The 14,423-nt window shown below is 64.5% G+C and carries 12 protein-coding genes and 1 pseudogene; 12 read left to right on the top strand and 1 reads right to left on the bottom strand.

Features of this window, described 5'->3' with window-relative positions:
• The 12 genes from QM590_RS18160 to QM590_RS18105 all read left to right on the top strand — a co-directional run.
• Positions 1-591 (top strand): sugar transferase (locus tag QM590_RS18160; RefSeq protein ID WP_269595836.1); only part of this gene is annotated, 591 nt, incomplete at its 5' end.
• A 40-nt stretch (positions 592-631) separates the two neighbouring features.
• Positions 632-2,005, top strand: a complete 1,374-nt coding sequence (locus QM590_RS18155; RefSeq protein WP_269595837.1) for an O-antigen ligase family protein — start codon at positions 632-634, stop codon at positions 2,003-2,005.
• A complete protein-coding gene (locus tag QM590_RS18150) occupies positions 1,915-2,967 on the top strand; it encodes a glycosyltransferase family 4 protein (RefSeq protein WP_269595838.1) in 1,053 nt (350 codons plus the stop codon). Before QM590_RS18155 ends, QM590_RS18150 begins: the two co-directional genes overlap by 91 nt.
• The gene (locus tag QM590_RS18145) at positions 2,967-4,493 is read left to right on the top strand and encodes a flippase (RefSeq protein WP_269595839.1); all 1,527 of its coding nucleotides are present in this window, start codon (positions 2,967-2,969) and stop codon (positions 4,491-4,493) included. Before QM590_RS18150 ends, QM590_RS18145 begins: the two co-directional genes overlap by 1 nt.
• Before the next feature lie 273 nt (positions 4,494-4,766).
• Complete coding sequence (locus QM590_RS18140; protein WP_269595841.1) at positions 4,767-5,999, top strand: YveK family protein; 1,233 nt, start codon at positions 4,767-4,769, stop codon at positions 5,997-5,999.
• Complete coding sequence (locus QM590_RS18135) at positions 5,989-7,098, top strand: glycosyltransferase (RefSeq protein ID WP_269595842.1); 1,110 nt, start codon at positions 5,989-5,991, stop codon at positions 7,096-7,098. Before QM590_RS18140 ends, QM590_RS18135 begins: the two co-directional genes overlap by 11 nt.
• The gene (locus QM590_RS18130; protein ID WP_269595843.1) at positions 7,085-8,347 is read left to right on the top strand and encodes a hypothetical protein; all 1,263 of its coding nucleotides are present in this window, start codon (positions 7,085-7,087) and stop codon (positions 8,345-8,347) included. Before QM590_RS18135 ends, QM590_RS18130 begins: the two co-directional genes overlap by 14 nt.
• Positions 8,348-8,398: 51 nt before the next feature.
• Entirely contained in the window at positions 8,399-9,484 is a 1,086-nt protein-coding gene (locus QM590_RS18125; protein WP_269595844.1) for a glycosyltransferase family 4 protein, read from the top strand.
• Positions 9,485-9,644: 160 nt separating this feature from the next.
• Positions 9,645-10,175, top strand: coding sequence for a giguanylate cyclase (locus tag QM590_RS18120; protein ID WP_269595845.1), 531 nt, complete (start codon positions 9,645-9,647; stop codon positions 10,173-10,175).
• 5 nt (positions 10,176-10,180) lie between these two features.
• Positions 10,181-11,110 (top strand): aldo/keto reductase, encoded by a 930-nt coding sequence (locus tag QM590_RS18115; protein WP_269595846.1) that lies wholly within the window; start codon positions 10,181-10,183, stop codon positions 11,108-11,110.
• Positions 11,111-11,317: 207 nt separating this feature from the next.
• Positions 11,318-11,680 (top strand): STAS domain-containing protein, encoded by a 363-nt coding sequence (locus QM590_RS18110; RefSeq protein ID WP_269595847.1) that lies wholly within the window; start codon positions 11,318-11,320, stop codon positions 11,678-11,680.
• A 154-nt stretch (positions 11,681-11,834) separates the two neighbouring features.
• Positions 11,835-12,731, top strand: coding sequence for an SDR family oxidoreductase (locus QM590_RS18105; protein ID WP_269595848.1), 897 nt, complete (start codon positions 11,835-11,837; stop codon positions 12,729-12,731).
• On the opposite strand, the pseudogene QM590_RS18100 reads toward QM590_RS18105, so the two are convergent.
• Positions 12,724-14,342, bottom strand: a pseudogene (locus QM590_RS18100) (MFS transporter). The gene QM590_RS18105 and the pseudogene QM590_RS18100 sit on opposite strands and share 8 nt — an antisense overlap.
• Positions 14,343-14,423: the final 81 nt, after the last annotated feature.

Raw genomic sequence — 14,423 nt, 5'->3', positions numbered from 1 at the left:
CGATCGCGGCCTGAAAATAGTCATCTCCATTGTCCGAAATCCTCGCGGCAGATCACCCCCGTCTTTCTGACGCTGATGCTGCTCGTGCGCCTGAGCTCACCTGGCCCGATCTTTTTCAAGCAGGAGAGAATCGGCCGCGACGGATTGCCGTTCGATTGTCTGAAGTTTCGCTCCATGCGGCCTCCACGTGCGTCCGACGCCGAGTTCGAGCGAAAGGCCGGGGACGCACCCGGCGGTGTCGAAGGTGTCGACCGACGAACGCGCATCGGAAAGATCATGCGACAGACCTCGATGGACGAACTTCCGCAGCTGCTCAACGTACTTCGCGGCGATATGAGTCTGGTCGGTCCGCGCCCGGAACGACCCGAATACGTCGACCTGTTCGAGATGCAGATCCGTAGGTACGGGGAGCGGCACCGCGTCAAGGCAGGCGTGACGGGATGGGCTCAGGTGCACGGCCTCCGCGGCCAGACGTCCATTGCGGACCGCGCCGAGTGGGACAACTACTACATCGAGAACTGGTCGGTGTGGCTCGATGTCAAGATCCTGTTCCTCACCGTCCTGGCCGTCCTGAAGCGCGCCGAGGACTGATCGTGGTCTCCGCCGAACACGGCCACGTTCTGGTCACCCCGTGATCACGTACGTTGCGCTCGCTTTCGGCGCAGCGGTCGTCCTCGCGCTCGGCTGCGCGGTGGCATCGGCGATCTACCGCCGCCCGCAGCGCGGCGTGCTGTTGCTTGCAGCATTCGTTCCGCTGCACGGCCTTCTGGTTCTGGTGCCCCTGCCAGGGGTGGTGTCGGGCTGGAAGGAAGGCCTGGTCGTCTTCACGGTTCTGTGCGCGTGGTTACGCCGACCGCGACACGTCCGTGGCTCGATGCCTCGGGTCTTCATGCCGTGGTGGCCCGCCGCTGCTGTCTTCGTCGTGTTCGGCAGCGTGTCTGCGTTCGCCACCTTCGGAATCGTCGGCGTGTTCGGCATCAAGGTGACCTTCTTCTACATTCTGCTGGTGGTCGTCATGTGGCTCGCGCCGTTCGACGCCACGGACCGAGACCACCTCGTCTCCGTTCTCATGGGCATGGGCGTGTTCACGTCGGCGGTCGGCATTGCGCAACTTCTGGCCGGGCCGGCCGCACTGGTGTCGCTGGGTTACGAATACGGCACTCAGGTCCGCACATCGGGCGGGTTACTGCGCACGTTCAGTACGTTCAACCTGCCGTTCCCGTTCGGGTTGTACGTGATGTTGGCGTTGCTGGTCGGCGGTGCGGTGGCGCTGGCCGATCCGCGTCGACGGCGAAACATGTTGTTTCTGTGGGCGACTCCGATGATGGTGGTCGCCATGTCGAGTTCGATCGTGCGCGGAGCCATTCTGGGACTCGGAGTGGGGGCGATATACCTGATCGCGGTCCGCTTCCGCTATCTCGCCGCCCCGCTGGCGGTGGCCGCGGTCGCGGTGGCCGCGGCTGTTCCGTTCGTCCCCAACATCACATCGGTGTTCTTCTCGTCGAGCAGCCTCGGTCAGCGCGGTGACGGATGGGCCAACATCATCGCCAGCATCCTGATTCATCCGTTCGGGACGGGGCTGGGATCGAGTGGGTCTGCGGCAGACCGCATTTCCACCGCCGAGGGTGTCGCGTTCACGCAATCGGGGCTCTCGACCAACTACCAGCCCGACAACTACTACGTGAAGGCACTGCTCGAACTCGGACCGATCGGCCTCTGGGCAGTGGTCGCCTTGCTCGTGACGTCGCTGCGGTGGTGCACCCGCCTGTCCCGGGCGCTACCGGGCAACGACGGTGCGCTCGCCCTGGGCGTCGGCGCTTCCATCGTCGCAGCGATGTTCGCCAGCCTCGTCTCGACGTATTTCGAGATCTTTCCGATCGATGTCTATTTCTGGCTCTTGTTAGGAGTGGTGGGATGCGCAGCAGCGCAACACGAATCGTCTTCGGGGCGCTCGCCCTCAGGCCCGGAGGAAGCGGAGTACAGACCTACATTCGCGAGCTCCTGAACGAGCTCCCCCAGTGCCTACCCGATGCCGATCTCGCCGCGTCCGTGCAGCGCGACGCCGTCGGTGAGCTCCCGCCCTCGGTCACGGCGTTGGAACGGCCTGTCACCAGCGGTGCGGCTCGTGCAGTGCTCGGTGCCCTCCCCGTCGGTCGTTGCGATGTGGTGCACGGCCTGGACGTCGACCTACCGTTTCTGACCAAGGCCTTCACGGTTGCCACGGTGCACGACCTGTCGGTCATCGACATGCCGTCGGCCTCCAGTCGGTTTCGCGCGTTGGGCGAACAGAGACTGGTACGGCGCGCACTGCGCCGCGCAGATCTGCTCATTGCGGTCTCACAGTTCACCGCCGATCGAATCAAGGCGGTCAGCGGACGCGACGCCACGGTGGTCGGTTTGGCACCCGCAGCGTGGGCCGCTGTCCCCACCGACAGCCGGATAGATCTGGTTCGGCGCAAGTACGACTTGCCGGACCGTTTCGTGATGCAGGTCGGAACGGTGGAGCCCCGCAAGAACGTTCAGCTCGTCGCCGACGCAGCGGAGAGCCTCGGAATACCGTGTCTGCTGGCCGGGGCCGGCTCCACCGGTCCCCACGCCCCTCGCAATTCCCGGGGGCTCGGGTACGTCGATGTCGAGGATCTGCCCGGCCTCTACGCTGCCGCGACAGTCACTGCGTACGCCTCTCGGTACGAGGGCTACGGGCTCCCGCCCGTGGAGGCGATGGCGTCGGGCGGCGCGGTCGTCGCCAGTGCCGTCGGTGCCCTCCCCGACGTCGTCGGCGACGGTGCCGTTCTCGTCGAGTCCGAGAACGTGGACGACTGGGTACAAGCGATGAAACCACTCGCTTTCGACGGGGACGCGCGCGCAGCTCTTCTCGACGCGGCAGCCGTAGCCACCCGCGAGATCAGCTGGCGTAGAACGGCGGAGCTCACCGCCGACGCGTATCGAGCTGCGGGCATCGTCTGATGGCCGAGGAGCTCGCGCTCGACGGCACCGAGCAGCCACCGGACTACCGCGCCATAGCAGCGGATCCGAAAGCCGCGGCCAGAGCGACGATTGCCGTTCTGATCAGCAGAGTGATCATCGCGACGCTGGGGTGGGTGGGCAGCGTCGTCGTCGCGAGGTCCCTCGGACCGGACGAGTGGGGCCAGTTCAGCTTCGTCTTCGCGCTGCTGGGCTTGATGTCCGTCGTGACCGATCTGGGGGTCGGACGCGTCGTGCTGGCGAAATTGATGGACGACGATTCCGAGGAAATCGGTCGAACGGCGTCGGCGTTCCTGGCGCTCCGAACCGTGCTCGGTTTGGTGGGGTACGTACTGGCCGTCGCATACGTTCTGCTGCTGCAATATCCGAGCGAGGTGGTCCTCGCGACGGTGGTCGGCGGACTGGTGGTCGTGTTCGCAACCCCGGGTCACGCACTGAGCGTGCTCTTTCAGAGCCGTCACCGCCTGGTACTCGTGGCCGTTGCCGAAAGCGCCGGGCAAGCAATCCAATTGGCGTTGACCGTGCTGGCCGCCGTGCTGGCCCCCACCCTGCTGATCTTCGTTCTCCCGGCCGTGGCCAACGAAGTGTTCAAGTTGGTGACCAAGGGTTTCGGCATCGGCAACCGTTCGATGGGCCTGCGACCGTCGCGGCACATCGACATTCGTCGCTGGGGGCCCTACCTGAAAGAGGCCGTGCCACTCGCGATCGGCTTCGCCCTCACCATCGCCATGCTCAAGATCGACATGCTGATGCTCAGCCTGCTCGACACGTTCGAAGCCGTGGGACTGTATTCCATCGGCTACAAATTCTCGGACATGATCGACACCTTCGTGTTGGCGGCAGTCGCACCGATCAGCACCTTGCTCGTCGCGTCGTGGCCCCACGACACCACCGCATTTCGCGCACGCTCGCGTTCGGCCGCAATGCTGTTCGCACTCTTCGGCGCAATGGCTGTCGCGGCGTTCGTACCGTCGGCCGAGCCGTTGATTGGGCTGCTGTACGGCGAACGGTTCGTCGACGGAGCTCACGCAGCCCGATTACTCGTCATAGGCGCGGCGCTGATGTCGTTGGTGATGCTGGGAATCTTCCTGCTCGCGTCGGCCGGAATGCAGCGACACTACCCCGTGGTGGCACTGGTCGGTCTGGCCCTGAACGTCGGGTTGAATCTGTTCCTGATCCCGCGGATGTCGTACGACGGAGCCGCTGTTTCCACCGTCGTGACGATCGGCACCACTCTCGTTCTGCTGTGGATCGTGATCGCGCGAAGCATGCCCATATCCGGACTGCTTCCCGTGCAATCCATTTCGGTGATACTGGTGGTCACCGCAGCCACTACGGTCGGCGGCTGGTTCCTGGTGCAGCACTATCCGGGCCTGTGGCTGCTCGTCTCGGTTGCGGCAGCCTTGCTGGTCGCACTCTTGCTATACGTGTTCGTCGCCATCGGACTCGTCGAGTCACCACTTCCGGGACCGGCCGAGAAAGGACGTCACCGTGCGCGTTCCGAATGACCATCGACACACCGGACACATCGCCCGATTCGGACCCCGCCCTGCGGAGTCGAAGTCGGGTTTCACGAAGGTAGAAGACCGTTGTGCCCGTTCTTCGAATGTTGTTGATGTGCAGTTTCATTCACGAGCGGCACGGCTACGCGAACGGCATACGAGCCCGGCTATCATCGAGCCTGTCGGCTCCACGAATCTCCGAAGCGGTACGTCCGCTCGCATCGACGACGGAAGGGTACACGGTTGATGTCCGTCCACGATGCCGTACACCGGGGCGACGTGCCCCCACCTATCGACCTCGCGGGACACATGCGAGAACTCGGCCGGGCACTGCTGCCCGCCGTGATCGTTGCTGTGCTGGTGGGTGCGGGCGTGTTCTACCTCAGGAGCGAACTCACCGAAAAGCAGTACGCCGCGTCGGTCATTGCCGAGATCGAACCGGCCCAAAGCCTCGTTCCCGGTGACGCGTTCATCGAGCAGATGCGCGCACCGTTCGTGGAATTGGCGACCGATCGCAGCGTGCTCGATCAGGTCCTCACACAGGTCGACTCCGGACTGAACGCTGCCGAGCTGGCGTCGAGCGTAGAACTCTCCCCCGGTACTTCACCTGCACTGCTGACCGTCACGGTGACGACCCGTTCTCCTGAGCTCGCCGCAGATCTGGCTCGCGCGATGGTGTCGACGATGGCAAGTACCAGCACTGCCAACGCGATTCGTGACTCGCGAGAGCGAACCGACGAAGCGCAGTCCGCGATCGACGCGCAACAGGCGCGAGTGGACGCTCTGCCCGCCGACGACCCGAGCCGGCCCGCATCCGTGTCGGAACTGGCCGAACTGCGCACCCGCCTGAGCGAGTTGGAGGCCACTGCGGGCGGAGACCGACTGGTCGTGCTGTCGAACCCCGACCAGAGCACCACACCGGTGTCACCCAAACCGGTCTCGGAGGCACTCGTCGCCGGGCTCGCCGCACTGATCGTTGCAGCCGAACTGATCGTGTTGCTGCGAGGACGTCTCGGACGCAAGCCCTCTCGGTCCTGGGCTCGTCGGGTGTCTCGCAAATACGGAGCGAAATTCGACCCGACGGCGAGCGACACCATGCCGCCCGCCGTGGCCGCGCGAATCGCAGCGCTCGAACGCGGCGATCGCGCCGCTTCCAGGGGTGCTCGACACGCTGCACCCAAGGGCGACAACGTGATCGTCCTGTTGGTCGGCGAGGGCGCTGTGACGGCCTCGACTCACGATCCGGATCGGACAGGCGAACGTCCTCGGGTCACCGAAGAATTCGGGTTGTCGGAGCAGTGGTGGCAGCACACCGACGTGGGCGACGTCGAGACCGTCGTGGTGTTGGTGTCGACACGTGGACGCGACAAGAAGGCGGCAACCGCCGCGCTGCGGCAGCTCGACGAGTTCGACATTCCCGTGCATCTGGTCCTGCAGAGCAAGAACTCGACCCGACGGGTGGAACAGACCGCGCAGACGATCGCACCGGAAGGCCAACGCCATGCCAGCTGACAGAATTGCCGTCGTACACGAAAGATTCACCGAGATCGCCGGATCCGAGCACGTCATCGAACAGCTCGCGCTGCACTGGCCTGCGGCCGAAGTGTTCGCGCCCATCTCTCGGCCCGCCGGGGTTCCGTCGGGAATCGGCCGGGAGCCGCACACGACCGCCCTCAATCGCGTGTACAACGCGTTGGGCCAACGGTCGTACGCACCCGTTCTGCCGATGATGCCGCTCGCCTTTCGGCGCATGCCGCTCGACGGTTTCGATGCAGTCGTGGTGAGTCACCACGCATTCGCCACTCAAGCCGTGTTCGCCACCGACTCCCCGGTGATCGCCTACGTACACAGCCCGGCGCGATGGGCCTGGGACCCCGAACTACGCGCAGGCGAAGGTGGCGGACGAGCAGGAGCAGCGATACTGACGGCACTGTCGGCCGTTGCCCGTCGATGCGAGATCGCTGCCGCCCCGAAACTGAACACCGTGGTGGCCAATTCGACTGCAGTCGCACGTCGCATCGAGGATTGGTGGGGCCGTGACGACGCAGTGGTTGTCCATCCCCCCGTCGACACCGAGGGCTTCGTTCCCGATCCGTCCGTCGAGCGAGAGAACTTCTTCCTCCTCGCCGGTCGCCTCGTTCCCTACAAGCGGCCCGACATCGCAGTCCGGGCCGCTGCCGAGGCCGACGTTCCGCTCGTGGTGGCCGGAGACGGACGAGCAATGGACGCCTGCCGTGCACTCGCCGGTCCGAAAACGACCTTCCTGGGCCGAGTTTCACACGAGAAACTCCTCGAACTGCACCGAACGACGCGGGCCCTGTTGATGCCGGGAGTGGAGGACTTCGGCATCGTCCCCGTCGAGTCCATGGCCTGCGGGACTCCCGTGATTGCGCTGGGCGACGGCGGTGCCATGGACTCGGTCGTACCGGGAAAGACCGGAGTGCATGTGCCACCGGGGTCGGACGAGGAAGTCGTCGCCGGATTCGCCGACGCCATGCGCTCGTTCGCTCCCGGAGACTTCGACCGCAGGGAGATTCGCACGTGGGCAGAGGGTTTCTCTAGGGCCCAGTTCCGCAGTCGGATGCAGGAGGTAGTCGATGCGGTCCGCTGAACGCCGATATCGTTCGACCGCACTGGACCGAGTCTTCGCCGACACCCGGATAGTGACTGCCGTCGGCCCCGTTCGTGGCCTGGACATCGAGCGCACACGCGCAACGCTGCGCGCCGCCGAACGAGTCGCCCGGACACCCCACGTTGCGCTCGAACCGCGGTCGGATACACGACAATGGCGCTACCGCAGCGACATCGCCGGAGACAACGTCACGGCCGGCACCGGAGCCACCGACGATCTGGGCCGTATGCTCACCGACATTCGACGGCGAGACGGTGCGAGAGGACCGCTCGAGGTGATCGTGTTCGAGGACCATCTCGCTGTCGACTACTCGCACGGAATCGGCGACGGCCAAATCGGCGTCATGATGCTGGCGGCTTTCTCCGACGACGCCGATGGAACCTTGGTTCCCGCGCTCGCGACAGGATTACCGGCCAGCGCAACGTGGAAAGCGCTGTGGCGTCACTATTCTCGAAAACCGAAGACATTGGCGGACTTCTGGAAGTTGCGCGGTCGCCACCGAGCCGAGGCCGACGGCGATTCTGCTCCACGTCGCAGAATCGAGAACTGGGAGTCAGCGAAAGTCAGCCGCGCCGGGTACATGAACCGAACCCGAGTGGACGAACTCAAGCACTGGACGGCAGAGTACATGCCGGGAGCGACCGCCGCGTCGATCTCGACAGCGCTGTGGAGCGCAGCGCTGCGGGCCGAGGGCGTCGACGTCGACGATCACATCATGGTGTTGTTCAACAGCAGGCGTTATCTCGATCCGTCGCAGCAGAGTTCGCACGGGAACTTTGCCGTCGGCATTCCGCTTCACCTCCCTTCGGGCACGACACCCGTCGGTATCACTGCGGCAATGCGCGAGGTGATCGAATCGGGATGGCCGATAGCGGTGTTGGGAATGTCGCTACTGCGCGATGCTGCGACGCGATTTCGGTCTTCCGCTCGCGCGCAGACCGATTCGGTCGTCGAGGTTCCCGAGACCTTGAGGTTGGCCGTCAGCGACCTCGGGCGACTGCGCGTCTTCGACCACCTCGATTGGGCCGACGACGGCAGGCCGCCGCAGATGGCAGCATCACTCGAGCCCGACGGCCCGGATGGCTGCACCATGCTCATTGCCGAGATTGCGGGTGGGCGGACCTACACGGCATCGTTCTGCAGCAAGATGATCGACGTCGGTGTGGTGGACGCAGCACTGCGGCGCATGTGCGATGACCCCGTCGCGCTACTCCGAGATGCATTCTGACGTGGGAATACCGATGTCGAATCACCCTCACAGCACAGACGGGGCTCGATCATGACCTCTGGATCGACAGTGCTGTTCCTGGCCCACACCGGGCAGGTATCCGGTGCCGAGAAGGTGCTACTGGATCTGATAGACGAGGCCGATCGCCGCGGCTACGACACTGTGATCGCCTGTCCCCCCGGCCCCCTGACCGACCGAGTGCCCACGACGACGCGACACATCCCCATCGGCGAGCTGGGGCTCGGTGGTGAACGAGGAGCCGCCCGAGGCGTCGCAGCGGCACGCATGTCGGCGCGGTGGGTCACCGCAGCCCGCGCGGTGCGTACGGTTGCCCGGGCGCCGGGCACCGTCACCGTCGTGAACTCACTCTTCGCGCTCCCGGTCGCACGGTTGGCCCGTCCTCCTCGCGGTGCGTCGTGGCTCGTCCACGACACCATGACCTCTGCCAAGCAGCGCGTGGTGGTGCGGTTCGCACGGTCGGCCGTTCGCGTCGCAGTCTCGGTATCGGAAGCCACCGCTGTACCCCTGCGCGCGGCCGGACTCCCGGTCGTGGTGTCACACAACGGAGTTCCATGGCCGGTTCCGCGTTTCGGCGGTGAGCTGCACGCCCCGCCGGTCGTCGGCATACTTGCCCTCCTCACGCCGTGGAAGGGCCATCGAGTTCTGCTCGACGCCGTGGCCACACTCCCCGAGATCCGTGTCGAACTCGCCGGCGGCAGCTTCCCCGGTGATCGTGACTACGTCGCAGAACTTCACGAGCGAGCGTCTCGATCGGACCTCGCGGGTCGTGTCGAGTTCCTCGGGCACACGGACGCGAAATCGGCGCTACAGAGGTGGGACGTGGTCGTTTCCTCGAGCACGTCGCCGGAGGCGGGTCCGTTGTCGGTGCTCGAAGCGATGTCACACGGGCTGCCGGTGATCGGAACCGACCACGGCGGCACCCACGAGTTCCTCGCCGACGGTGCAGGAATTCTCGTCGAACCCGGCAACGTAGCAGCCCTTGCCGCAGCCATTTCCACGGTCATCGGCGATTCGAACCGACGACGCGCACTCGGGGACACTGCGAGACACCGTGTTGCCAGCCGCCACGACATCGGCCGGACACTGCCCGAACTTCTGCACCGTCTCACCGACTGACAGACCGCCCGACCGCGCGTATTCGGTTAGGAAATCGAACGAAGCCGACCCCCGGCCCCGACGGCTGTGTTTGAATCGGGGCCCGATGGGAACGATGGGGGCTGATATGACTCGCGCCGTGACGAGATCCAACGAGCATTATCAATGGTGTATCGGCGTCATGACCAGCCTCGCGTTGACCACCGCCGTCAAACGCATCGTCTCCGCTGCAGCCCTGGCCATGGCTGTGGTCGTGACCCTCGAGCTCGCATTCGGCTACGGAGCCACGACGGCGATCCCGTCGATCGTGCAGTGGACGTGCATGATCGCCGCGTACATCATGGGCGCGTTCTGGTGGTTCGGTCCATGGCCGACGCTCGGACAGGCGTTCGCCTTCGTCGTCATCGCCAACTTCGCAATTTTCGGTGCCACCATCACGGCAGATTTCGCACCCGAGGTCACGCTCGGCAAATGCGCGTTCCTCATCCCGATCGGCATGCTTGCCGGCTTCTTCTTCGACAAGTGGCGGCTGGCCACCCACATTGCTCTCTGCCTGCTCGGCACCACGGTCGTCGCGGTCTACATCGTCGTCGAACGCGGTGTGGATACGTTCGTGGCAGTGGTTCTGTGGGCTCCGATCGTCATCTCCTTCACCGGCTTCGCCCTGCTGCTGCAGGCAACCACCCAATCCATGCGTCTGGAGTTCGAGTAACCGACATGCGAACCTTCTCCCTCCCCCACACCGGGACCGAAGTCTCGAGCATCGTGCTGGGGTTCATGCGAATCACCGATCTGGACGACGACCGGATCAGGAGATTGGTGGCCACCGCGCTCGACGTGGGCGTGACGGTGTTCGACCACGCCGACATCTACGGCGGGTCACCGCACACGTGCGAGAAACGATTCGGCGATGCGGTGACGTTGACCCCGTCGCAGCGCGAGCGCATCAGCATTCAGAGCAAGGTGGGCATTCGCGAGGGCTGGTTCGACTTCTCCGAGGATCACATCGTCACTACGGTCGAGGCGTCACTCGAGGCCCTCGGCGTCGACCACCTGGACACCCTTCTGTTGCATCGGCCGGACACCCTCGTCGAGCCGGAAGAGGTTGCAGCAGCATTCGACCACCTGCACGCGTCGGGCAAGGTCCTCGGCTTCGGCGTCTCCAATCACACACCCGGCCAGATCGAGTTGCTGAAAACTGCTGTGAATCAACCCATTCTGTTCGATCAAGTACAGCTGAGCATCGTGCACTCGCCGTTGATCGCGGCGGGCCTGACCGCCAACATGGGCACCGAGGATCAGTCGATCGACCGCGACAACGGTTTGCTGGACTACGCGCGAACGCGCGGCATCACCCTGCAGGCGTGGTCACCGTTCCAGAGCGGGACATCCTCCGGTGTGTTCGTGGGCGACCGCGAGAACTATCCCGATCTGAACGTGGCACTGGACGAGATCGCCCACGTACACGGCTCGACCCCGTCGGCGGTGGCAACGGCCTGGATCACCAGGCACCCGGCCGATATTCAGGTTGTGCTCGGAACCACGAATCCCGATCGAGTCGTCGAAGCCGCCGGCGGTTCGGACCTACGCCTGACCAGGCAGGAGTGGTACCGCCTGTTCCGGACGGCAGGCCACACACTGCCCTGAACGACCTGCCCTGAAAGACGCTCAGCGGCGTCACATCTGCCGTTACCTTTTCGTTACCGACTAGCTATCGGTCCGTGATGATCAGGCCTCGATTCGGTGACGTTGCGCTGTCAGGATTGCCGCACGGCATGCACTGGAACCTGTAGCCCTCGGGTTCCGCCCCGTGCACGTCGGTCGTTAGGCCATCCGAACTGAGAGGTTCGCACCGTGACTGTCACCGACCACTTCGATTCTCGCCTCGCACGTGTCGGGCGCGGCAACGCTCATTACTTCATCGGCACCGAGCTCTACTCCCCTCGTCTGACTGTCGTCCGCGCGACGGGCGATCTCGACCATGGGTCTCGTGCCGATCTGGCGCAGGCGATCGACGAGGCCTTACGCGGTGAATCCGTTGTGCTGCTCGACTTGTCGGCAGTGACGTTCATGTACTCGGGGTCTGCGTGCGTGGTCCTCGACGCTGTAGCACGCAGCGCGGGCCGCCTCGAGGTCTTCGCTCCGACGCGGCCCGCGCGCATCGTTCTCGACGCACTGGGCGCGGCGACGATCGGGGCGGATCCGCGCGCCGCCTGACCGGTGGAGGTTTGCGGTCCGGCCGATTCGGCAAACCCGAGGAGGACAGCGACTCCGGACGGCACATGTGCCGCGAGTCGTCTCCACGGAATCGAAGCGGCTCGTTCGACTTGCCGCGTGGAGCATTTCACGCACACCGAGGCAAGGATCGACAATGTCCGACCAGTTCAGCAAATCCGACCCGACCACCGCGTTTCCGATGCCCGATCGGGCCGAACAGGGTCGTCTCGAGCACCCCGGACTGACCCGCGACATGGTCACCGCTCCCGATCACGGCGAGGATTCCTACCGTGGATCGGATCGCCTGCACGGCCGTAAAGCATTGGTCACCGGCGGCGACTCGGGTATCGGCCGTGCCGTTGCACTGGCATTCGCGCGCGAGGGTGCCGACGTCGTCATTGCACACCTCGAATCCGAAGGTCCGGACGCGCAGACCACCGTCGACCTCATCGAGGGAGCGGGCCGCGCCGGTAGAGCCATCGCCTGTGATCTGACCGACGAGTCGCAGTGCGTGCAATTGGTCGACACCGCGTCCGAGGTTCTCGGCGGGCTCGACATCGTCGTCAACAACGCCGCGTTTCAGATGGCGCAGATGGGCGGCATCGCAGACATCACCACCGAGCAGTTCGATCGCGTACTCAAGACCAACTTGTACGCCCTGTTCTGGATCTCGAAACGCGCTGCCGAAATCATGGACGCGGGTTCCACCATCATCAACACCACCTCGATCCAGGCATCGAATCCCTCTCCCGAGTTGATGGACTACGCCACCACCAAGGCCGGAATCGTGGCGTTCACCAAGGGTCTCGCCGGAGATCTCGCCGAACGCGGAATTCGCGTCAATGCCGTTGCACCCGGGCCTATTTGGACGCCGCTGATCCCGGCCACAATGCCGGCGGAGAAGTACGAGAAGTTCGGCGAGACCGTCCCGCTGGGACGGCCGGGTCAACCCGCAGAGCTGGCACCGGCATACGTCTTCCTGGCATCGAACGAGTCGAGCTACATCACCGGCGAGACCATCGCGGTCACCGGCGGCACGCCGTTCAACTGATCTTGTCGCCCTCTGCGGTGTCGCGCCACGCAAGTAGCACACCGTTTCCCTCGGGTCGTCGCCACGGTAGGAACAATGCGACGGCAAGCGCACATGCCACAGCGGCACCGACGGTCACGAACGACGCGAGCTGAAGCCCTCCAGCGAGGCCGCTTTCATCGCGTGGATCAGGTCGGCCTTCTGCGTCGCGAAGATCGGGTCGGTGGGCGCTTTCACGATTTCGATGACGCTGACGACCGTTTCGCGAGCGAACGCCTTTTGGTAGGGCTCCATGATCGCGTCGGGTATCGCGTCGATCTTCGGACTCACCTGTGAGGTGTAGATCGACGCGACGATCGATCCGAGCACGGCAACTCCGAGCGTTCCGCCGACCTCTCGGGTGGTGTCGTTCACCGCGGAGCCCGCACCTGCTTCGTCGAGCGTCACCGAGGACATGATCGACTCGGTGGCAGGGCCCTGCACGATCGCCAAGCCGAGGCCCATCAGCACCATCGAAACGAGAACCGGCCCCAGATAGGGCGTTTCGACCTCCACCTGACCTGCGATGAACATCCCGATGCTCATCACCATCAGCCCGAAAACGATCACCGCCGTGGTTCCGATGCGTTGCGCAATGATCGTCGCCAGCGGCGCACCGATGGCGATGGATACTGCGAAGGGCAGTGAGTGAACGCCGAACTGCAGTGGGGTCAACTCCATCACACCCTGGAAGTACTGGGTGATCATGAACAGGAAGCCGAACATACCGAAGTACGCCACGGCAATGGCCAAGGCGGGCAGTGAGAATCGCCGGTTCCGAAACAGGTTCAGGTCCAGTACCGGAGACGGTGTCCGCAGCTCCCACCACACGAACGCGACGATGGCTGCCGATCCTGCCAGGTAGGCTCCGATGCTCGTTGCAGACAGCCAACCGTTGTGTGGCGCTTCGATGATCGCCCAGACCAGCACGGTGATGCCGGCCAACGACAGCGCAATACCCAGGGGGTCGTACTTCCCGACGTGCTCTGCTCTGGACTCCGGTACGCAGGCCAGCGCGGCCACCAGAACGAGCAGTGCCACAGGAACATTGATCCAGAACACCGAGTGCCACGAGAAGTGCTCGAGCAGAAACCCACCGGCAGTCGGGCCGATTGCGATGGCAAAGCCCGCCATGGCAGTCCAGGCCGCGATGGCCAGCGCTCGCTCCTTGGCATCGGTGAAGATGTTGATGATCAGGGCAAGGGTCGCCGGAAACACTGCGGCCGCACACACTCCCATGGCCGCTCGCGCCGCGATCACCTGTCCCAGATCGGCGGCGACAGCGCCGCCGATCGACATCACAGCGATGCCCGCCAGCCCGAAAATCATGACCTTCTTGCGGCCGTAGCGATCGCCGAGGTGACCGAACGCCAACAGCAGTCCGGCGAACGTCAATGTGTATGCGTCGACGACCCACTGCAGGCCGCTCATATCGGCACGTAGCTGCAGTCCCATCGAGGGCAGCGCGACGTTGACGACGGTGTTGTCCAGCACGACGAGCAGCTCGGCTGCGCAGATCACGATCAGCGCGAGGCATCGCCGACGGAACTGCGGCAACTTCACTGGCTGACTGGAGGTGGTGGGTGACGACATCGGAATCCCTTCGACTATGACGGTCGGCATAGTTCATGAAGGGAAGTTAGCTGTAACTGATAGTTATAGCAACATCGCCCG

Origin of the sequence: Rhodococcus sp. IEGM 1372 (assembly GCF_030056835.1) — a bacterium.
Taxonomy (GTDB): Bacteria; Actinomycetota; Actinomycetes; order Mycobacteriales; family Mycobacteriaceae; genus Rhodococcoides.
The sequence above is the reverse complement of the archived record's forward strand: the minus strand, read 5'-3'. Positions and strand labels throughout refer to the sequence as shown.